The organism is Natranaerofaba carboxydovora (genome assembly GCF_022539405.1).
GTDB lineage: Bacteria > Bacillota > Natranaerobiia > Natranaerobiales > Natranaerofabaceae > Natranaerofaba > Natranaerofaba carboxydovora.
Genome location: NZ_CP054394.1, coordinates 952,815 through 973,436, shown reverse-complemented (window position 1 = coordinate 973,436; position 20,622 = coordinate 952,815). Strand labels below are relative to the sequence as shown.

Below are 20,622 nucleotides of genomic sequence, written 5' to 3'. Positions count from 1 at the left end.
TTAGATCTTTTTTAACTGCTGAACTTCTTCTTTCTTTAAAACTTCTGAAAGCTTTAATAATACCAATAGTCTATCTTCCAATTTCGCAACACCTTCTAAATAAGTAGATTCAACACCACCAATAACACTCGGTGGAGGTTCTATAGCATTTATTGGCACTTTGACCACATCAGAAGCAGCATCAACGATCATTCCAACCATCACATCATCCATCTTAACAGTTATTATCCTTGATTCATTGGTTGCTTCTTTTGATGGAAGTCCAAGGCGACTTCTTAGATCTATAATTGGAACCACGCTACCTCTTAAATTAGAAACTCCTTCAACAAACTCTGGTGCATGAGGTACACGGGTAATAGGTAACATTCTCTCTATAGTCTGTACCTGCAAAATTTCAACCCCATATTGTTCTTCTCCAAGTCTAAATACAATAAATTGTTTTTCCTGACTTACTTGCTCTTGAACCTCTTTATTTTCAGACATACTCCCGGTTTCCTCCTTTTATTAAAATATTAGAGAGTTAACATCTAAGATTAATGCAACCCTACCATCACCCAAGATAGTAGCTCCTGTGAATCCTTTAATATCTCCCAGGTAGGTACCAAGTGATTTTATTACAACCTCCTGTTGTCCGATCAATTCATCTACAATTAACCCAGCTTTTTTGTCACCTTTACTTACAATTATCGCAAATTTTTCTTCATTCAAATCTTCTTCTAGGCTTTGATCATTTTCAAACTTTAGCACATCTTTCATATTAACAATAGGTACAATCCTATCTCTTAATCTTAAAACATCCTGGCCAGATACTTGATCAATGTCAGATGAGGTTAGAAGAGTGGTCTCCTCTATAGCAGCAAGGGGTACAGCATACTGTTCATCTTCTATCTTTACCATAAGTGCCTGAATGATTGCAAGTGTCAGTGGTAAATACATAGTAAATTTACTACCCTGGTTTACTACACTATCTATCTCTACCCTACCACCTAAGCCTTCTATCTTACTTTTAACAACATCTAACCCTACTCCTCTTCCTGATACATCCGAAACTTTATCAGAAGTACTAAATCCTGGCTCAAATAAGAGATCTAAAACTTCAGAGTCAGATAGCTTTTCACTCTGATTTGTATCTATAACACCTTTTTCAAGGGCTTTTTGCCGTACTATTTTTGCATCCATTCCCTTGCCATCATCTTCAACTTCTATTACAACATTATTTTCATTGTGATATGCTTTTAAGTGTGCTTTCCCTTTTGCAGGTTTTGAATTTTTCTTCCTGGTTTCACTATCTTCAATTCCATGATCTATGGAATTTCTGATTAGATGCATTAACGGATCTCCTATCTCATCAATAAGAGACCTGTCAAGTTCTGTTTCCTCACCCTCTATGGTAAACTCCACCTCTTTATCAAGACTTCTAGACAAATCCCTTACCATCCTTGGGAATCTACTAAATACTTGTTCCAAAGGAACCATTCTTACCTGCATGACAACGTTTTGTATTTCGCTTGTTATTCGACTAAACTGTTCACTGGTTTTAAGTAGACCCTGCACCTCTTCTGTAACAGCGATTTGCTCAAGTCTAGTCTTGTTAATAACTAATTCACTAACAAGATTCATCAGCTTATCTAGCCTCTCTATATCAACTCTTACTGTTTTACCTGTTTTTATTTTTTGTCCGCTATCTTTTTCTTTTTCATCTGATTGATCCTTACCTGGCTCACCTTTTTCAGTAATAGCCTGAGAACTAGATTCTTTTGAGCTTTTATCTAATGCCGTTTCCTGTGATACACCTGCAGGCTCTTTTTCATTTGTCTCTGGTGTTTCTGATTTTCCAGATATGTTGACTGATGCTATAATGACTTTTTCTATTTCGGATACAAGCTCGACTTTTTCTTTGACTACATCTGCATCAGACTTAGTAACTATAATAACATTAAATTTATCTTCAAAGTCTTCATCTTCAATTGCTTCAACATCAGGATCCGATTTAATTATTTCTCCAATCTCTTCTAGTTTTTGAAAAACCATAAAAGCTCTAGCACCTTTAAGAAGTGTTTCTGAATCTAAGGTAACTTCAATGTAATAAGTGCCAAAGTCTTTTTCTTTCGCATCTGCAATTATGTTTTTTTCGTATTCATTAAGCTGAAGAATAGATGAATCTACTTCTTCCTGACCCTCATCAATTATGCCAGAGCCAGAACTCTCGCTCCCATTTTCTACAGTTTCAGTTTCAGTTTCTGCTTCTGCTTCTGCTTCCGCTGCAGCAGTCTCTTCTTTAGACTGCTGCTTATCTGATACATCGCCTGTTTCACTTTCTTTTTCATCTGCTTTATCAATTATTCCTTTAGCAGTAGATTCTAGTTTCTTTTGTAAACTTGCAAAGTCTAAGTCAACTTCCTCACCTTCAGCCACGCTTTCAATAAATTCTTCTAATGCGTCTGCTCCTTCCAAAAGCAAATCAATAATTTCAGCAGTAGCTTTTGCTTTTCCCTGGCGAAGTACATCAAGTACGTTTTCCATTTTATGGGTGTATTCAGAAACCCCTTGATATCCCATGGTTGCAGACATGCCTTTAAGGGTATGAGCTACCCTGAATAATGAATCAAGTATCGAACGATTTTCTGGATCCTTTTCAAGTTCGATTAGTTTTTGATTCATTGTCTGCAGATGCTCTCTTCCTTCGTCAACAAATACCTCCATATATTGCGACATATCCATAAATACAGGCACCTCCTGTTTTCGTTTACTTTATTCTCCTTATAATTTCGGAGGCAATTGAAGACAGGTGTAAGGTCTTATCAACAACCCCTGTTTTTTGAGCAGCCCTTGGCATTCCAAAGACCACACAGCTTGACTCATCCTCAACTATAACCTGTCCTCCAGAGTCTTTAATCATCTTAACGCCCTCAGCTCCATCACTGCCCATTCCAGTAAGTATAACTGCTAGTTTCTTTATTTCAGCCAAATTTGAAATAGACTCAAACATTATATCTACAGATGGCCTAAGTCCTTTTACTGGAGGGCTTTTATCTAAAACAATTTTCAAAGACCTAAGCCCTTTAGTACCTGAAGAATCCTTCTTTAGCTTCAAGTGAAAGCCTCCGGGAGCGATAAACGCTTTTCCTGGCTCCAATCTATCTCCGTCTTCTGCTTCTTTTACATTCAATTGGGATACACTTGACAACCTTTCTCCCATGAGTTTTGTAAAACCCGCTGGCATGTGCTGAGTAATTAACACACACGCAGGTATGTTTTGCGGCAGTTTTGGTATGACTTCATTTAATGCCCTTGGTCCGCCTGTTGATGCACCAATTGCTATAATAAATTCTTCTCCTGTTTGTTTGACAACTTTTAAATCAGGTTCTACTTTTGGCTTTGGTTTTCTTGCCGGCTTTACAGTAGTTTCAGTAGTAGACTCAAAATCTTTTTTGTCCTTTTGTTCATCTCTTTCTGTATGTACTTTCGCCTTACTTGCTATTTGGATTTTTTCAATAAGTTCAGTTTTTACTGTATGAATATCTAGTGAAATAGGACCTGAAGGCTTTGCAACAAAATCCACAGCTCCAAGCTCCAGGGCTTTTAGGGTGGCCTTAGAACCTTCTGTTGTAAAAGAGCTAAGCATTATTACTGGTATTTTTATACCCAAAGATTTAAGCTTTTTTAATGTTTCTAGACCATCTAGCTCCGGCATTTCAATATCTAATGTTACTACATCTGGATTTAATTCTTTTATCTTTTCAATTGCCTGTTTTCCATTCCTAGCTGTTGAAATAACTTTTAACCCTTTACCACTTTCCACTATATCAGAAACTACTTTACGCATAAAAGCAGAATCATCCACAACTAAGACATTAATTGTTTTATTCTCTATCATTACTAGAAAACCTGCCTTTTTGTCTCATTTTTCTTTGTTCTTCAAAAGTATACCTTACAATTCTATCTTGTACAGCTGTAGGCAGAGAAACAAACTCAATCCCATAGTGATATATTTTAACTCTTTCTGTATCAACTTTTTTCGAGTGCACCACTTTTCCGATACAATTAACGGGTTTATCATTATCATCTTCCAAATGAATATTAAATTCAACATGGGCACCAAGGGGAATTATCTCTTCGGTGGAAAGCTTGGCTCCGCCTCCACTTATATCCAAAAAGTTAGCTTCTTTTTTGCTGCTTATTTCTTTTTCTCCCTTTTCGTCTAAAACATAATATTCTACAGGAATTGTCTTTTCTAAGCGGAAAAAATTTCTCCGCTGTATTTTTTTAACCTTTTGTGGTTTTGGTACTTTTATCATAGGTAATGGTTCAGTAATAACTTTTGTTACCTTAGCTGTAAATTCATATACTGCACCTTCCTTAAAAATTGAGATTCTTAAGTCATCTTTCTTCCTGATCATAATTGGCATTCCCTGCTTAATAGGAGTTGCTAATATAAGAGATTTTTCTTCAACATCTTCGATATAACTAGAAAAAGTCTCTTGTCCTATATTTATTTTAATATTAAGCCCTGGCTCAAACATTTAAATCCTCCTATCACAAAGGATATATCATTATACGCTGCGCTCAGTAGTTAAATCCAAAGAAATTAGTTTTCTGGCTATACTACGGATACCAATAATTGATGGTGCGTATGGCTTTGATAAAAAAGCAGGGTACTGGTGTTTTATACTGCTTTTCATTATTCTATCTTCTGGTATATAACCCAAAAACTCTAAATGAGCGTTTAAGAATTTTTTAATCACATTATCTAGTTTAAAATAAGTGGCATCTGCCTCTTCACTTGATGTAGATCTATTTACTACCAGATGAAATAAATTAGTTTTTTTCTCTGTTACTAATGATTTCATCATAGCATAAGAATCAGTAATAGATGTTAACTCTGGAGTAGTAATTATAGTGTTGATATCAGTAAATTCAAATAAATTTAAAATTGACTGATTAATTCCTGGTCCGGTATCTATAACTATGTATTGATAAGCATTTTTTGCTTTGATTTCGCTAATAAAATCAAATTTAGGGTCAGAAATATTTTGTTCTTTTTCTATTCCACCACCTAACAGATCTATATCATAAGCTGTGTCTTGCAGGTTCTCTTCCCAATTACTTTCTCCTAACAGCATTTTTGTGAACTGACCTGTTTTCTCATGTTCTATTCCCATTAATAAAGAAAGGTTATAAAGTCCAATATCACAATCTACTAGCATTACTTTTTTATTTAAATCTTTTAATGCAAAAGCAAGGTTAATGGCAAAAGAGCTCTTTCCAACTCCACCTTTGCCGCTAAACACCCCTATCGTTTTTGTGTTTGCATCAAAATTCTTTTTTTCTTTAACCAGCTTCCTAAGTGTCTCCGCTTGGTCGAACATATTAATCACCTAACAATATTTTAGTTATTTTATTGATGTCAACCTTTTCGATATCATCAGGAACATCCTGGCCTGTTGTTATATACGAAAACCCTGTTTTTGTTTGTGATACAATATTTAAGATATTACCCATTGTTTCTGTCTCATCTGTTTTTGTAAAAATATAACCATCTACTCTTATATTCTCATACTTTCTTAATATTTCCTTCAAATCCTCATATTTGGTTCCAAGGCTCAAAACAAGATAGCTTATACTTGGATTGCCAGTCTCTATAAAGTTCTTTATTTCAGACATTTGCATCTCGTTTCTATGGCTTCTACCAGCAGTATCAATTAAAATGACATCTTTATCGCTAAAATTCTTTATAGCATTTTTTAATTCCTGAGGGGTTAGTACCACTTCAACTGGCAAGCTAAGAATGTCACCATAAGTTTTTAATTGTTCCACAGCGGCTATTCTATAAGTATCCACAGTTACTAGTCCTACTTTTTTCTTCTCTGCAAGGGTAAATCTTGCTGCAAGCTTTGCTACAGTAGTCGTCTTACCTACACCAGTAGGCCCAATAAGTGTTATTATTTCAGGCAAATTATTATTTTTTTTCTTGACAGAATAATCAAGCCTACTATATATTTCCTGCCCAAGCATTTTAAAGAAGCTGTACTCATCGTCGAGCTGACTATTTGTTACTTTATTTAAGGTGTTATTGATCATATCTTTATTTATTTCCTCTAATACTCCTTGATTCTTTAAGTTATTATAATATTTTTTTGCAATTGGAGGTAGCCTTTCCTCTTCTAATGGCATTTTTTTGAATTCTGATAACATATTTTGCATCATACTTTTTGTTTCATTTATTTCTTCTTTTAGTTCATCTATCTCTGTAGTTTTATTATTACTTTCTTTGTTCTGGAGCTTTTGCTCTTGATTAGAAAAATTTTGATTTTGTCCAACAGGATCGGTAATTCCAGCAGAATCAGCTGTATTTTGATTTACCTGTTGTTTAACTTCATTAATTTTATTTAATAATTTTTCTTTTTCTGCTTCTGCCTGGTAGTTGTTTTGTAATTCTTCTTTTATTTGATTATCTTTATGTAAGTTATTTTCGCCATTATTCTCTTTTTTGCCTGTACCAGTTTCATCTATAGCAACTGTAACCTCGGCATTTTTCTTGCCGAATAACCCCCACAAACCATTTCTTTTTACTTTTTTACTATTTAAAATTATCGCATCGCTTCCAAGCTCATTTTTTATTCTTTGAATAGCTTCTTTCTCGGTATTGGCAACGTATTTTTTGACCCTCATGTTAAACCTTCACCACCCCAACAGATTGAATCTCCAAGTCAGACTCAAGTTCATTATAAGACACCACAAGCAATCCAGGTATAAAAGACTCTGTCAACCTTTTAAAAAATAGTCTTACCATAGGAGAGGTAACTATAATAGGTTGTATTCCCTGGTTTGAAAACTCATCAAAATATTCTTTTAGCTGCTTTTGTATATTTTGAGTTATTTTTGGATCTAAAGAAAGGTAATTTCCTGTATCAGTTGATTGTATTGAATCAGAAATTGCTTTTTCTAAATCTGGGCTCAACGTTACTACCTTCAACGGATGCCCCTGAAGCTCCTTTAAATCATTTGATATTTGTCTACTTAAACTTTGCCTCACATATTCTGTCAAGGCATCAGTATCTTTAGTGATAGAGGCATAATCAGTCAAAGCCTCCAAAATAGTAACTAAATTTCTAATAGAAACTCCTTCTCTTAAAAGATTAGCCAAAACTTTTCTGATCTCACCCACTGAAAGTATATCTCCCACCAGTTCTTCGACAACAGTAGGAAATTTCTCCTTAACATTGTCCAATAAACTTTGTACTTCCTGTCTTCCAAGTAATTCATGAGCATGTTGTTTTATAACTTCTGTTAAGTGGGTTGCTAGAACTGAAGGAGGATCAACGATAGTTAGTCCTTCCATCTCCGCCTGTTCTTTTCTGTCTTCTTCAATCCACTTTGCAGGCAAACCAAAAACCGGCTCTGTGGTATCTATACCTTCTAAGTCAGTTCCAGAATCTTCTGGGTTCATAACTAAGTAATAATTAGGGTACACCTCTGATCTGGCTATTTCTATTCCTTTAATTTTTATCACATATTCATTTGGCGCAAGCTGTATATTATCTCTAACTCTTATTTCCGGTACAATTAGGCCAAGATCAAGAGCAACCTGGCGTCTTATCATAGTAACTCTATCCAAAAAATCTCCCCCCTGGTCAGGGTCCGCAAGGGGTAAAAGACCATATCCAATTTCAAATTCTATTGGGTCAACCTGTAGCATGGACATGACATTTTCAGGTTTTCTATATTCTTCAACTTCTTCTGCCTTCTGTTTTTCTTCTTCAAGTTCCTCTTCTTTAGTAATGCCTTCTTCTGTAGCTGTTTTTAGTTGGTATCCTATAAAGCCCATCATAGAGCCAAGAGCAATAAAGGGTAGTGGGGGAAGCCCTGGTAAAAAACCTATAATAAGTAAAAATCCCGATACTAAGAATAATGCTTTTGGCTGGGCTAAAATTTGATTTAGGACATCCACCCCTAGGTTTGAATCAGAAGCTGCCCTTGTAACAACAATGCCTGCTGCAGTTGAAATCAAAAGAGCAGGGATCTGACTTACAAGTCCGTCACCAACGGAAAGCAATATATATGTGCTAAGAGCATCAGCAAAACTCATATCCATCTGTATCATTCCAATTGCAAAACCACCAGTTATGTTTATTACTATTATTACAATGGCAGCTATTGCATCACCTTTCACAAATTTGGTAGCACCATCCATCGCCCCATAAAAATCTGCTTCCTTTTGAATGGTCTGCCTTCTTTCTCTAGCTTCATCTTCTGTAATTAGGCCGGAGTTCAAATCAGCATCTATGGCCATCTGTTTACCTGGCATAGCATCTAGAACAAACCTCGCAGTTACCTCTGAAACCCTTTCGGCACCTTTTGTAATAACAATAAACTGAATGACCACCAGAATCAAAAACACAATAAATCCAACCACCGGATTACCACCAACAACAAAGTTGCCAAATTGAGCAATGACTTCACCCGCATGAGCGTCTAGCAATATAAGCCTTGTTGATGAAACATTTAACGCAAGCCTGTACAATGTAGTTAAGAGTAATAAAGAAGGTAAGATAGAAAATTGCAAAGGTTCAAAAGTATACATAGAAACCAATAATACAGTCAAAGCAATGGTAATATTTATTACCAGTAAAAAATCCAATAGACCAGCTGGCACAGGCAATATTAACATGAAAACTGTTGCTATAACCGCTACTATTACAATTAAGTCTGAATGTTTCATCAAAGTTTCACTCCGGCTTAAAATTATTTGTTTTCTATACTGCACCCTGCAGTCGATATACAAAGGCTAACACTTCGGCTACAGCCTGATAAAGTTCTTCTGGTATCTCTTCTCCTATCTCCACAGTATAGAAAATATTTCTTGCTAACCATTCATTTTCAACAACTACTACCTGACTTTCTTCTGCCACTTCTTTTATTCTATCAGCAACTTTTCCCTGCCCTTTGGCAAGTACTATAGGTACACCGTGTTCTTCATCATATTTAAGAGCAACTGCTAGATGTATAGGGTTTGTAATAACCACATCTGCCTCAGGAACATCCTGCATCATCCTTTTCCTCGTTGCTTCTCGCTGTTTTTCTTTAATTTTTGACCTTATCTGAGGGTCACCTTCAGTTTGTTTATGTTCCTGTTTTACTTCATATTTTGTCATCTTTATACTTTGTTCGTGTTCCCAGTACTGATAAATATAGTCAAAAATACTCATAATCAACAAAGCCAACGAAACCCATAAAACAAGTTGAAAGACAAGTTCTCCTGTCTCCTCAGCAGCCTGTCTTATTCCCATATCTGCAAACCTTGAAAAATGATGAACATTATTAATAAAAATAGTATAACTTATAAATGCTATAACTACTACTTTAAAAATTGATTTTAGCAACTCAACTATGGCTCTTTTACTAAAAATCCGCTGAAGTCCTTTTACAGGGTTCAGCTTCTCTAGTTTTGGTTTTAGTGGTTCACCAGTAACAAGAAAGCCAATTTGAATCAGGTTAGATAAAATCCCCATTAAGAAGGCTGTAGCCAAAACAGGAGCTAAAAATATCATTAACTCCATGATAACTTCTGTAAGTAATGCTTGTATCCCTCGCTCATTAAATTCTACAGGATATTCACTCCAAAGCTTAGTTACAAAAGCAGCAAATCGATTAAACGTATATGGTGCAGCAATATATAAAACTCCAAAGGTTGCAAAAAGTAAAAAAGCTGAAGAAACTTCCTTACTTTTTGCAACCTGTCCTTTCCTTCTAGCTTCACGTCGCTTTTTTGGGGTTGGTTTTTCGGTTTTCTCTCCTTGATCACTCTGCTGACCAAAAAGCTGCAGATTTAATTTCCTATGTTCTATTTCCAAAGAGAAAACCTCCAGAAATAATTTAGACTAGAGCTCTTAAGAAGTCTAGAATCCCTCCACTAATACTTTCAAATATAACATCAAGAATCATTGCATAAACAGGCATTAATAAAATCATTCCAATAAATCCTACAAAAACTTTGATCGGAAGCCCTACAATAAAGACATTCATCTGAGGTACTGATCTAGCAAGAAGACCCAAAATAATATTTGTTAAAAATAGAACTCCAAGCACCGGGGCACCTACTCTTAATGCAAGTGTAAAAGTTTCTGTCAAAAGACTCATTATTACCTCTCCCCCACCAACAAAGCTAGCATATTGACCAGGGAGCAAAAACTCATAGCTCTCATAAACTGCCCCAATTAAAAGGTGATGTCCATCAATGGTGAAATATATCAAAATTGCCAAAACATATTTAAAATAACCCATCAAAGGAAACTGTATTCCAGACTGAGGATCTAATACGTTAACTATGGCAAAACCCATTTGCATATCTATTAACTGGCCTGCAACTTGAATAGAAGCAAACAATATACTTGCAACCAAACCAATCCCTAACCCAATCAAAAGCTCTGAAACCATAATGCCAATATATACTATGGGATCATAAAACACTTGTACTTCTGGAGCAATAGTAGGAAATATTATAATTGAAAAAAGTAAACTCACACCCACTTTGACCCTGGCTGGTATGTTATCACTGCCTAAAACAGGTGCACTCAAAAATAAACCTGTCATCCTTATAGTTAAAAGTAAAAATATAGCAGCTTGATCAACCAACCATTCTGCAAATTCCAAAAGTCTCGCCCGCCTTTTAGTTTCTTATTGGATATATAGGTGAATGTCACTATACAAAGTCAAAGTAAAATCTGTTAACAGGTTATAAATCCAGGGACCAAATAATATAACAGCCCCCAAAACAGCCACAATCTTTGGTACAAAGGCAAGGGTCTGTTCTTGAATCTGCGTAGTTGCCTGTAAAATACTTACAAGTAGTCCAGTAAGTACAGCAAGTCCAAGCATTGGTGCAGCAGCCAAAAGTACAGTAATTAAAGCTTCTCTTCCAAGAAAAAGTACAAACTCTTCACTCATATACAATCACACCTTTATACTCAAGTGGTTAATCAACAGTTAACTAAATCCTAGTAGCAAAGACCTTGAAATTAAATGCCATCCATCAACCAGTACAAATAATAAAACTTTAAATGGTAAGGATATCATTACAGGCGGAAGCATAAGCATACCCATTGACATAAGGGTACTAGCAACAATCATGTCAATTATCAAAAAAGGCACAAAAATCAAAAACCCAATTTGAAAAGCCGTCTTTAATTCACTTATCACAAAAGCAGGTATAAGTACAGTAGTAGGAACATCAGCTATAGTCTCTGGTTCTTCTTCTACATTACTATATGTTAAAAATAAAGCCAAATCTCTCTCCCTGGTATGCTCATACATAAATTCCCTTACTGGATCAAGAGCAGTTTCATAAGCTTCTTCTAAGGTAATATCATCCTCAGTGTAAGGGACCTATGCTTCTTCATAAACTTGTCCCCAAACAGGGCTCATTATAAAAAAGGTCATAAATAATGCTAGTCCAATTAATATCTGGTTAGGTGGCATTTGCTGAGTTGCAAGGGCATTACGCACAAAAGATAATACTACAACAACCCTGGTAAAAGAAGTAGTCATAATTAAAATTGCTGGGGCTAAACTCAATATAGTAAGTAAGAATAATAACTGTAAACTAAGAGCCAAGTCTTCAGGGTTATCCCCTTCATCTACGCCAAATTCAATGTTTGGAACGGGGAAAGCTTCAGCAGTTGAAGTGAAAGCAAACAACAATAATGCAGTAGTAACTAACAAAATTAATAGTATTTTAAGATATTTACTCTTCATCCTTATTTCCTCCCCGCCCATCCTTGTCTAGCTGCTTCAACTTTTTTAATTGCTCTTTTAACTCTCTTTCAAAATCAGAGCTTTCATCATCTTCTAGCTCGACATTTTCAGTTTCTATATTATTTTCTTTGTTTTTTAAAAAAGCAAGATTATTCAAAATTGGCAGGCGTTCGAGGAGCTTGCCTTTAAAGTTTTTGGTTACTTGATTTTCCCTACCCTCTCTTATCCTTTCTTTAGTTATTTCATTAATTATTTCCGGATCATCTAGTATAGTCAAAATTGATACTTCTTTTCCTGTTCCTATAACCATAATCTTGCCACCTAATTCAACTAAATGAATAGACGTTTCTTTACTTAACATTATGCTATCAATCAAAGTAAAATAGTTACCCTTGGTAAAAAAACCTGCTTGCCTTTTTAATAATTTTAAAACAAGAAATAATAAACCAATCACAAAGGCAAACATTATCATGTAAAAAATAAAATTCAGAAATTGGTCGGTGTTTGAAGAAAATTCTCCTTTACCATTAGTGATATCTGGTGCATCAGCTAAAGCAATAGATGTTACCATAATCAAGTTTTTCATCAATTGAAATCCTCCTACACCATTTAAACATTCTAACATATATTATTTGATTAACTTAAACTTTTCTTTATGGCTTCCATTACCCTTTCTGGTTGGAAAGGCTTGACAATAAAGTCTTTTGCACCAGCTTGTATTGCTTCGATAACCATAGATTGTTGTCCCATAGCAGAACACATTATAATATTAGCATTCGCATCCTTGCCCTTAATCTCCTTTAGAGCTTGTATACCATCTTTTTCCGGCATAGTAATATCCATAGTTACAATATCTGGAGACAACTCATCGTATTTTTCTACCGCCTGTGCACCGTTTTCTGCTTCCCCCACAACCTCAAAACCATTTTTTGTAAGTATGTCTTTTATCATCATTCTCATAAAAGCGGCATCATCTACGATTAAAACTTTATGACTCATTACTATTAGACCTCCCTTTAATTCAGTTCATTTTTTATTGTAATTTATTGACCCTTTCCATCGGACTTACAATTTCTGTCACCCTAACACCAAAGTTTTCATCAATTACTACTACTTCGCCTTTGGCAATTAATTTGCCATTTACTTTGATATCAACAGGTTCTCCTGCTAGCTTCTCTAGTTCTATTATAGAACCAGGCACTAATTCCAGAACATCTTTAATAGATTTTCTAGTCCTGCCAAGTTCAACTGTAACTTCTAACGGAACATCAAGAATCAGCCCCATATTAGTTGTATCCGCCTGCGCAGGTTGTTGTTGCTCTTCTAAAGAACCAAACTGTACAGGTTGATAATCTTTTGTAGGCTGCTGTTGCTGCCCCGCTGGTAAATTTTGTGATGCTGCAGCCACTTGCTCCTGGGCACTTGGCGCAGCTGGCTGCTCAGCTTTTGCAGCCGGTGGCTCTTCTGTCTTTTCAGGGGCGGGTGCACTTTCTGGTTCCTTTTCTGGTTCTGCAGGTTCTTCGCTGCCACCTAATAGTTTCCCTGCCATGTTTTTAGCAAATTTCAATGGTACGATTTGCATAATTTCACTATCAATTAGCCCTTCAATTTTCAAGTCAAATGAAACTTTAACCATGGGTTCCTCAGGAAACTCACTATCAAGATCATCTTCTGCAAGATCGATTGTTCTTGAACTTGGAGGTGATATATTAATATCATTACTAAACATAGTTGACATTGAAGTAGATGCTGAACCCATCATTTGATTCATTGCTTCACTTACAGCACTTAAGTGAAACTCTTCAATATCTGTATCATCATCAGTTACATTCTCTCCATCTCCTCCCATCATCAAATCTGCAATAATTTTAGCATCTTTCATTTTGATAATAAGGACATTAACTCCTTGAAGCCCTTCAGTATATTCTACTTCTACCAATACATGAGGTTTTGGGAAATTTTCCCTTAGCTCTTTATAATTAGTAATACTTACCTTTGGAGTCGTTATTTCAACCTGTTTGTTTAATAAAACAGATAAAGTGGTTGCTGCAGTTCCAAATGATATATTTCCTATTTCACCTATAGCATCTTTTTCTACATCTGTAAGGTTAGCATCAGTAGCGCTTGATTCAGATGGAGCCACATCTCCATCTGCCGGGCTAGCACTTTCTTCTCCTTTAGATTCTTCGCCACCTGAAGAATCACCTTTCAATAAGGCATCAATTTCCTCTTGTGATAAAATATCTTTGTTATCATTATTCTCCAAGGGAATCCTCTCCTTCCCTGATCAGCTCAGTAATTTGTACACCTAGCTTTTTCCCTACAGCTCCAGGGGAACCTCTAAACTTTAATTTATTCCCCACAAGTATATCAATTTCTTCTTCAGTTTCTTTGTCTATTGATATAACATCGCCCTCTTTTAAACTTATTAGCTCTCCAACTGTGATACTTGTTGATCCAAGTTGGGCTGTTAAAGGTACTTCAGTTTTTTTCAACCTCTTGTCCAAAGCTTGTGATTCTTCTTCAGAAGCTTTTTTTACATGACCAGTTGCAAACCAATACCTTGCAGTAAGCCTTGTAATTACAGGCTCTAGAAAAATATATGGCAGACATATATTAACAAGCCCTTCCATCTCACCAAAAGTTACCGTAAAAGCAGTTACTGCTACCATCTCATTTGGCGATATTATCTGAGTGAACTGCGGATTTGTTTCTATTCTTTCAAATTTTGGTTTGAGATCATCCACGTTTTTCCATGCTTCTTTCATATTCTCAAGCATTTTATCATAGATTTTTATAGCTACAGTTTCCTCTATTTCAGTAAGCTCTCTAGATGATTCAACAGTCTCACCTGGGCCACCAAGCACCCTGTCTATAATCGCATACATAATTTTCGGATGGCTTTCCATCACTGCACTGCCTTCCATCGGATCAGCTGAAAAAACTCCCATTATAGTAGGATTTGGCAGTGATCGCATAAATTCATCATATGTTACCTGATCTACTGATGCAACAGTAACTTCTACGTATGACCTGAGATAAGCAGACAAAAAAGTTGACAAAAGCCTGGCAAAGTTATCGTTTATCATCTGCAGTGTTCTAATCTGATCTTTAGAGAATTTTGCTGGCCTTTTAAAGTCATATACTTTTACTTCTTTTTGTTTTTCTTGTTTAGCTTCTTCTACATCTAAATCTCCTGTTGAAATAGCTGATAACAAATCATCTATCTCTGACTGTGACAAAACTTCAGACATAATCTACATCACCACCCCCCTAAGGCAGGGTATCAATTCAATAAGACTTTCTATATAATATCTCTTGTTTCTGTAATCCTAACCTCGAGAATCAATAAAAAACTCTGTAAAATATACATTTAATACTTCTCCGTCTTGTACGTTTTCATTTACTGCATCTTTTATTTCTTCTCTAAAATCCCTTCTGCCTTCTACAGATTGTAATTCTTCTCTATCATAAGAACTAACAATATCAAAGATTGAATCTCTTATTCTACTTTTTCTTTCCTCAATCTGAGAAGCTACATCTCCTTCAGAAATTTCTAGCTCCATTTTAAATCTAACAATACCGCCACCCTTTATATTTCCAATAACCTCATCAAACACCATAGTTTCTCCCATTTCAGGAACCTCTTCTCCATTTTCTTCAACAACTTCTCCGTTACCATTTGACCCTGCAATATTTACAGCAATAAAGTATGAAATCCCGGCGGCCAAAATTATGAGAACTATTCCTACTATTATAACTATGCTGATTTCCGGTAAAAATTTTTTCTTTTCCAAATTATTTTAGCCCCCTTCATCAATAAATTCTTCAATATTATCTACATCCTCATCATGCTGCTGCAAAAACTCCTCTAAATCATCTACATCCATAAGGTCTTCGTCCGCACCTCTATCCAAAAATTCTCCTCTTTCAAAGGTAGACCATAGTATAGTCATATCCACCCTGCGGTTTAGCTGCATATTATCTGGCGAGTCATTTGGAACAAGTGGTCTATATTCCCCATAGCCAATAGCAGAAAGTCTGTGGGGCTCTATATCGTTGTCTTCAGCCAAAAACCTAAGTACACTTGTCGCCCTACCTGTGGATAGTTCCCAGTTGGTATCAAACTGAGGACCACGCATAGGCCTGTCGTCTGTATGTCCTTCTATGGTTATTTCATTGTCAACTTGATTAAGAAAAACTGAAATCTCACTCAATATATTTTCTGCTTCATCTCTAAGTTCTGCCCTTGCAGTATCAAAGAGTATTTTGTCCTGAAACCTAAGCATCAGACCTCTCTCATCCATTATAATAGACATCACATCATCTAGGTCTCTTTCTTCAATATATTCTTCTATCTGTTGCTGTAGTTCTTTCATTTCTTCAACTTCTTCTTCTTGAGTTTCATCCAATTCAGGATCTTCTGGAACTTCGTCTTTTCCTATATCTATTTGATCTTCCGGAGGTACCATAGTCCTTCCTTCAGGCAACACTCCAGAAAAACTCTGGTGAAGAGAAATCATAATCTGATCAAAAGTTTCGTCGTCAATTGTCGAAAAAGAAAACAAAAGAACAAAAAAACAAAGAAGTAAGGTAATCATATCACCATACGTGCGAAGCCACGCTTCAGTGTCCTCAGCTTCTTCTTCTTTTCTCTTTCTTCTGCTATGCCTCGCCACCGGCATCCACCTCTATTTCTTCTTCTTTACCCTCATCCACAGCTTCTCTAGACTGTGGAGCAAGGAAAGCTTTTAGTTTCTCTTCAACAATTCTGGGGTTTTCCCCAGCTTGAATACTCAAGATCCCTTCAAGCATAACTTCCTTTAACAATACTTCTTCACCACTTTTGGCTTTTAATTTGTTCGCTATTGGAAAAAATATCAAGTTGGCTGCCAAGACCCCATATAAGGTGGTAACAAGTGCTATCGCCATCCCAGGACCTATTGCATCAGGATCATCTAAATCACCTAACATTTGGATCAGTCCTATCAACGTACCAGCCATACCAAAAGCGGGTGAAAAGGCACCCATTGTTTGAAACATCCCCTGGCCATTTTTATGACGTTCCTCAACAAAAGAGAGTTCTGTCTCCAAAATACTTCTTGTTAACTCAGGGTCTGTACCGTCGACAACCAGTTGAATCCCTTTTTCCAAAAAATCATCATCTAGCTCTGCAACATCATCTTCAAGAGCCAAAAGGCCTTCTCTTCTTGCCTTCTCTGCAAGCTGTACCAAAAGAGCTATAGTTTCACTAGCAGGCATTGTTTTTTCTTGAAAAGCAGTCTTTATAATTTTTATAAGAGCCTTGAAGTTAGAAAGAGGAAAGCTCGCCAAAGTGGCTGCAAAAGTGCCACCAAAAACGATCAACACTGCTTGCCCTTCAACAAAACCTCCAACATCTCCTCCAAGTATTATGGCTCCTGATATAAGTGCAATACCGCTTATGAGGCCTATAATTGTCGATAAATCCAAAGAAAACACCTCATTTCAAAAAGCATTTCCGCTATTTTATCTATTCAACATCTATTCAATTTCCTTTTCTGATTCATTAACTTCAGCAATGTCATTTTGACCGGAAAAATCAGAGGGGCCGGAGGAGGGGGGCGGTGTATGAATCCTCCGGCGAAATTCTATTACCCTCTTAACCAACTCTTCTGCATCCTCTGTGACAAGCACCTTCCTGCCTGTGGTAAGACTTAGTACAGTATCAGGAGTCTCTTCAATAAATTCAATCAAATCTGCATTAACAATATATTGTTTTCCATTAAATCGGGTCACTTTTATCAAAGGATACACCTCTTTATTTGTCTGTCTAATATATCAGTAATGCCATAATTTTTCAATCATTAATTACAGCACCATGTTAACTAGCTCTTCCAAAATCTCATCAGAAGTACTAATAGTTCTCGAATTAGCCTGAAAGCCTCTCTGAGTAATTATCATGTCGGTAAATTCTTCAGCCATATCTACATTACTCATCTCCAAAGTCCCTGGAGCTATGCTACCTCTTCCGCCGCTATCTGCAGTGCCTTTGTTAGCACTTCCGGAGTTTGTTGTTTCTCTAAACATGTTGTCCCCTTCTTTTGAGAGACCCTCAGGATTTGAAAATGTTGCAAGCTCAAGTTGGCCTAAGGTTCTAGTCTCACCATTATCATAGATTCCTGTAATAACCCCTGCAGAGTCAATCTCAAAGGTATCTAAGTTACCCTGCATAAATCCATCAGCTTCAGCATTTGCTGTTGTTGAGCCTGCTGATTGAGTTACACTTTCAAGGTCTATTGTAATTTCATCACCTGACTCAAATTTTGCATCAGCTCCAAGTTCTTCTATATCATCATATGTCAATGTTATCTCCCCGCCAGTTTCAACTCTACCACTATTATCAAATTCTATTGTTTCTTCTACACCCAATTCTTCTATTTCAATTTCCCATTCGTTTTGATGCTTCTTAGCAAAGTTTATTGTAAGACCGTGTTCCTGCCCCTGTCTGTCAAATATTTCGATAGTGGTTCTTTCGGTTTCGTAGTTTATTGCTGTTAAGATATTATTTTCATCTTTAAATTCCACCCAGCCACTCTCAGGAGTAAATCCATCATATTTTACTAACTCATCGTCCGTATTACTTAATTCGGCTACATCTCCATCTGTCTCCGATAAAATATAAAGTCCTTCTCCATCAACAACAATCCCTACGTATTCGTCTGTTTCTCCCCCTTGTAAAGCGTAGTTAATATTATTTAATAGCTCATTTTCTTCACTTTCATCAAGGTCGGTAAAATCTTTATCATAGATGTCATTTGCTATGCTATCTATATATGCTTCATCACTTAAATCAACTTCATCATCTATGTCAATTACTTTATGAGAAACATAACCGTCAGTATCAATATCAAAATCGATAGCTATCTCACCGTCAATATCAGATGTAAATTCACTGTAATCAAACTCTTCCTCTTCACTACCTATCTCTGAATTCAAGTTCCCATCATAATCTATTCCTGTTGTCCTCTGGGCTTCGACTGTATCTCCTAAAGGAATACTCAAATCATCTGCACCTTCGTCAGTTAAAATTTCACCGTCTTCAGCCTGATAACCCTGCACTAGATAACCACTGTCAAGATCTACAAGGTTACCCTGGCTGTCAACATCGAAGTTACCAGCTCTTGTATACATCTCTTCTTCGCCTGCTCCTAGAACGAAGAAGCCATCCCCTTCTATAGCAAGGTCTGTTTCTCTACCTGTTGTTTCAAGACTTCCCTGGGTATGGATTTCGTCAATACTGCTCATGGTCATACCAAGTCCTATCTGCTGTGGGTTGGTCCCTCCCATGTTTTCCCTTGGTGAGGTAGCTGGCTGTTGAGTCTGACTTAGTATATCTTTAAATGTTGCCCTTCCTCTTTTAAATCCAGAGGTGTTAACATTTGAAATATTATTACCTACAACATCAAGTCTTTCCTGGTGATTTCTAAGTCCTGACACACCTGAAAACATTGAACGTAACATAAGTTTTATTAACCTCCTTTTTTTTTCGTAATTTAGCTAAAATAGTTTTCCTTGTAGTTTGTTAAAGTTTTTTTGGTTTACTGCAGTCACCAGTAAACCCTGGGCTTCCTCAAAAAGGAGGTCCAGCCCATTTGCTCATTTTAGATAATTACCGCACTATCGATATTTGTAAAGACATTGTCCTTCATCCCGGCTTCATCTACAGCAGTTATAACTTTTTTGTTATCTACACTTACAACAAAAGCAGTCTTGTCCATCATTATTAAAGATTCTTTGGCACCTTTTGATGCAGCTTTATCTACGGCATCTTCAAGCTGTTTTAACTTTTCTGGTGTTAACTCAATATTTCTAGAATTCATCCTTTGGGATGCATGCTTCGTAAAGTCTAATGATTTTTCCTTTTCTTTTTTAAGAATTTCAGAAAAGTCTTTTTTAGCTGTTTTATCACCTGTAGAACCAACTTTAACTTGCTTGTCCTGAACTTTACCAATGTTTTTTCCGGGAATTTTGCCGGGGTTCATATTGTTAAATTGATTCGGCCCATATATTCCAGCCATTTTGCATTACCCCTTCCCAAGGTTAGTAAACTTGTAACTAAACTCGTTCACTTTTAAGTTATATTTCATATTCTTCTGTATCTTCTTGTTCATCAGTCTCATCTGTTTCATCAGTAGTTTCAGTTTCTTCAAGTTCATCTATTACTTTGTTTAATTTTTCATCTTCAAGGTCTCCTGTGTTTTGTAAAATCAAAAGATCTTCTGCATCTGCATCTTCAATTACGCTTTCAAATTGATTATCATCTAATTCATTTAGATCCTCCATGGTTTTTATCTCTTCATCAGTAACTTTTTCATCCATTCTTTCTAATACTTCATCGACTATCTCTTCAAACTGATCATCGCCACCCTGCATTCCGATAACTTCAACTACATCATCTAGTTCAACATATTCACCATCAACGTTTAGTTTTGGGTTTGTCCTAAGATCTACAACTCCAGAAACAACCCCTTGTTTTTGACCATCATCGGTGTTTACTACTACTTCCTGATTTAATAAGTTGATAGCTGAAGTTTTTTCCTGGCCTGTACCAAGCTGAGTTAGCTGTTCTAACTGACTAAATTGTGTCATCTGAGTGATGAATTCTCTGTCATCCATTGGGTCAAGTGGGTCCTGGTATTTTAACTGAGTTACAAGTATTTTTGTGAAGTCATCTTGGCCAAGATCACCCCTGTCAAATTCACGGTCATCAACTTGTCTTTCACTATCAATCTTATCTTCCTGCATCTTATTATACTGTTGACTCTGATCTCCAACATTCATCATCTGGGTTATATCCAACATTCAACCCTCCTTGTAGGCACGTGT

Annotated in this window: 20 protein-coding genes and 2 pseudogenes; all 22 read right to left on the bottom strand. The window is 36.3% G+C overall.

The window, feature by feature from the left end; genetic code table 11:
• The 22 genes and pseudogenes from ACONDI_RS04725 to ACONDI_RS04620 all read right to left on the bottom strand — a co-directional run bounded on the left by ACONDI_RS04725 (nt 1) and on the right by ACONDI_RS04620 (nt 20,595).
• The gene (locus ACONDI_RS04725) at nt 1–483 is read right to left on the bottom strand and encodes a chemotaxis protein CheW (protein ID WP_241080332.1); all 483 of its coding nucleotides are present in this window, start codon (nt 481–483) and stop codon (nt 1–3) included.
• 21 nt (nt 484–504) lie between these two features.
• A complete protein-coding gene (locus tag ACONDI_RS04720; protein WP_241080331.1) occupies nt 505–2,721 on the bottom strand; it encodes a chemotaxis protein CheA in 2,217 nt (738 codons plus the stop codon).
• A 25-nt stretch (nt 2,722–2,746) separates the two neighbouring features.
• Nucleotides 2,747–3,877 (bottom strand): protein-glutamate methylesterase/protein-glutamine glutaminase, encoded by a 1,131-nt coding sequence (locus ACONDI_RS04715; RefSeq protein WP_241080330.1) that lies wholly within the window; start codon nt 3,875–3,877, stop codon nt 2,747–2,749.
• The gene (locus tag ACONDI_RS04710) at nt 3,864–4,523 is read right to left on the bottom strand and encodes a flagellar brake protein (protein ID WP_241080329.1); all 660 of its coding nucleotides are present in this window, start codon (nt 4,521–4,523) and stop codon (nt 3,864–3,866) included. The genes ACONDI_RS04715 and ACONDI_RS04710 overlap by 14 nt, the downstream gene beginning before the upstream one ends.
• A gap of 30 nt (nt 4,524–4,553) precedes the next feature.
• Nucleotides 4,554–5,369, bottom strand: a complete 816-nt coding sequence (locus ACONDI_RS04705; protein ID WP_241080328.1) for a P-loop NTPase — start codon at nt 5,367–5,369, stop codon at nt 4,554–4,556.
• Between the two features lies 1 nt (nt 5,370).
• Nucleotides 5,371–6,672 (bottom strand): flagellar biosynthesis GTPase FlhF, encoded by a 1,302-nt coding sequence (gene flhF / locus ACONDI_RS04700; protein WP_241080327.1) that lies wholly within the window; start codon nt 6,670–6,672, stop codon nt 5,371–5,373.
• A 1-nt stretch (nt 6,673) separates the two neighbouring features.
• Nucleotides 6,674–8,722: a flagellar biosynthesis protein FlhA gene (gene flhA / locus ACONDI_RS04695; RefSeq protein ID WP_241080326.1), complete on the bottom strand. Its 2,049-nt coding sequence runs from the start codon at nt 8,720–8,722 to the stop codon at nt 6,674–6,676.
• A gap of 34 nt (nt 8,723–8,756) precedes the next feature.
• A complete protein-coding gene (gene flhB, locus ACONDI_RS04690) occupies nt 8,757–9,854 on the bottom strand; it encodes a flagellar biosynthesis protein FlhB (protein ID WP_241080325.1) in 1,098 nt (365 codons plus the stop codon).
• A gap of 22 nt (nt 9,855–9,876) precedes the next feature.
• Nucleotides 9,877–10,653, bottom strand: coding sequence for a flagellar biosynthetic protein FliR (gene fliR / locus ACONDI_RS04685; RefSeq protein WP_241080324.1), 777 nt, complete (start codon nt 10,651–10,653; stop codon nt 9,877–9,879).
• A gap of 24 nt (nt 10,654–10,677) precedes the next feature.
• Nucleotides 10,678–10,947 (bottom strand): flagellar biosynthesis protein FliQ, encoded by a 270-nt coding sequence (fliQ, locus tag ACONDI_RS04680; protein ID WP_241080323.1) that lies wholly within the window; start codon nt 10,945–10,947, stop codon nt 10,678–10,680.
• Between the two features lie 39 nt (nt 10,948–10,986).
• Nucleotides 10,987–11,754, bottom strand: a pseudogene (gene fliP / locus ACONDI_RS04675) (flagellar type III secretion system pore protein FliP).
• Nucleotides 11,744–12,340 carry a flagellar biosynthetic protein FliO gene (locus ACONDI_RS04670; RefSeq protein WP_241080322.1) on the bottom strand — a complete coding sequence of 199 codons (597 nt, stop codon included), beginning with the start codon at nt 12,338–12,340 and terminating at the stop codon, nt 11,744–11,746. The pseudogene fliP and the gene ACONDI_RS04670 overlap by 11 nt, the downstream one beginning before the upstream one ends.
• Nucleotides 12,341–12,390: 50 nt before the next feature.
• Entirely contained in the window at nt 12,391–12,753 is a 363-nt protein-coding gene (locus tag ACONDI_RS04665) for a response regulator (protein WP_241080321.1), read from the bottom strand.
• A gap of 34 nt (nt 12,754–12,787) precedes the next feature.
• Entirely contained in the window at nt 12,788–14,020 is a 1,233-nt protein-coding gene (fliY, locus tag ACONDI_RS04660; RefSeq protein WP_241080320.1) for a flagellar motor switch phosphatase FliY, read from the bottom strand.
• On the bottom strand, nt 14,010–15,008 hold the full coding sequence (gene fliM / locus ACONDI_RS04655) for a flagellar motor switch protein FliM (RefSeq protein WP_241080319.1): 999 nt from the start codon (nt 15,006–15,008) through the stop codon (nt 14,010–14,012). The genes fliY and fliM overlap by 11 nt, the downstream gene beginning before the upstream one ends.
• 78 nt (nt 15,009–15,086) lie before the next feature.
• On the bottom strand, nt 15,087–15,551 hold the full coding sequence (locus tag ACONDI_RS04650) for a flagellar basal body-associated FliL family protein (RefSeq protein ID WP_241080318.1): 465 nt from the start codon (nt 15,549–15,551) through the stop codon (nt 15,087–15,089).
• Nucleotides 15,552–15,557: 6 nt separating this feature from the next.
• Nucleotides 15,558–16,433, bottom strand: a complete 876-nt coding sequence (locus ACONDI_RS04645; RefSeq protein WP_241080317.1) for a flagellar motor protein MotB — start codon at nt 16,431–16,433, stop codon at nt 15,558–15,560.
• The gene (locus ACONDI_RS04640) at nt 16,420–17,226 is read right to left on the bottom strand and encodes a flagellar motor protein (protein WP_241080316.1); all 807 of its coding nucleotides are present in this window, start codon (nt 17,224–17,226) and stop codon (nt 16,420–16,422) included. The genes ACONDI_RS04645 and ACONDI_RS04640 overlap by 14 nt, the downstream gene beginning before the upstream one ends.
• A 135-nt stretch (nt 17,227–17,361) precedes the next feature.
• A pseudogene (locus tag ACONDI_RS04635) lies at nt 17,362–17,541 on the bottom strand (flagellar FlbD family protein); the annotation flags it as partial.
• Nucleotides 17,542–17,604: 63 nt separating this feature from the next.
• Nucleotides 17,605–19,257 carry a flagellar basal-body rod protein FlgF gene (gene flgF / locus ACONDI_RS04630; protein ID WP_241080315.1) on the bottom strand — a complete coding sequence of 551 codons (1,653 nt, stop codon included), beginning with the start codon at nt 19,255–19,257 and terminating at the stop codon, nt 17,605–17,607.
• A gap of 140 nt (nt 19,258–19,397) precedes the next feature.
• Entirely contained in the window at nt 19,398–19,814 is a 417-nt protein-coding gene (locus ACONDI_RS04625) for a TIGR02530 family flagellar biosynthesis protein (RefSeq protein WP_241080314.1), read from the bottom strand.
• Nucleotides 19,815–19,872: 58 nt separating this feature from the next.
• Nucleotides 19,873–20,595, bottom strand: a complete 723-nt coding sequence (locus tag ACONDI_RS04620) for a flagellar hook capping FlgD N-terminal domain-containing protein (RefSeq protein ID WP_241080313.1) — start codon at nt 20,593–20,595, stop codon at nt 19,873–19,875.
• Nucleotides 20,596–20,622: the final 27 nt, after the last annotated feature.

Bases quoted from the DNA above. Each gene is read 5' to 3' on its own strand.
- ACONDI_RS04625 (WP_241080314.1), bottom strand. From the start codon at position 19,814: ATGGCTGGAATATATGGGCCGAATCAATTTAACAATATGAACCCCGGC.
- ACONDI_RS04670 (WP_241080322.1), bottom strand. From the start codon at position 12,340: ATGAAAAACTTGATTATGGTAACATCTATTGCTTTAGCTGATGCACCA.
- fliM (WP_241080319.1), bottom strand. From the start codon at position 15,008: ATGTCTGAAGTTTTGTCACAGTCAGAGATAGATGATTTGTTATCAGCT.
- ACONDI_RS04710 (WP_241080329.1), bottom strand. From the start codon at position 4,523: ATGTTTGAGCCAGGGCTTAATATTAAAATAAATATAGGACAAGAGACT.
- ACONDI_RS04665 (WP_241080321.1), bottom strand. From the start codon at position 12,753: ATGAGTCATAAAGTTTTAATCGTAGATGATGCCGCTTTTATGAGAATG.
- ACONDI_RS04715 (WP_241080330.1), bottom strand. From the start codon at position 3,877: ATGATAGAGAATAAAACAATTAATGTCTTAGTTGTGGATGATTCTGCT.
- ACONDI_RS04705 (WP_241080328.1), bottom strand. From the start codon at position 5,369: ATGTTCGACCAAGCGGAGACACTTAGGAAGCTGGTTAAAGAAAAAAAG.
- ACONDI_RS04720 (WP_241080331.1), bottom strand. From the start codon at position 2,721: ATGGATATGTCGCAATATATGGAGGTATTTGTTGACGAAGGAAGAGAG.
- ACONDI_RS04725 (WP_241080332.1), bottom strand. From the start codon at position 483: ATGTCTGAAAATAAAGAGGTTCAAGAGCAAGTAAGTCAGGAAAAACAA.
- flhA (WP_241080326.1), bottom strand. From the start codon at position 8,722: ATGAAACATTCAGACTTAATTGTAATAGTAGCGGTTATAGCAACAGTT.
- flhF (WP_241080327.1), bottom strand. From the start codon at position 6,672: ATGAGGGTCAAAAAATACGTTGCCAATACCGAGAAAGAAGCTATTCAA.
- flgF (WP_241080315.1), bottom strand. From the start codon at position 19,257: ATGTTACGTTCAATGTTTTCAGGTGTGTCAGGACTTAGAAATCACCAG.
- fliQ (WP_241080323.1), bottom strand. From the start codon at position 10,947: ATGAGTGAAGAGTTTGTACTTTTTCTTGGAAGAGAAGCTTTAATTACT.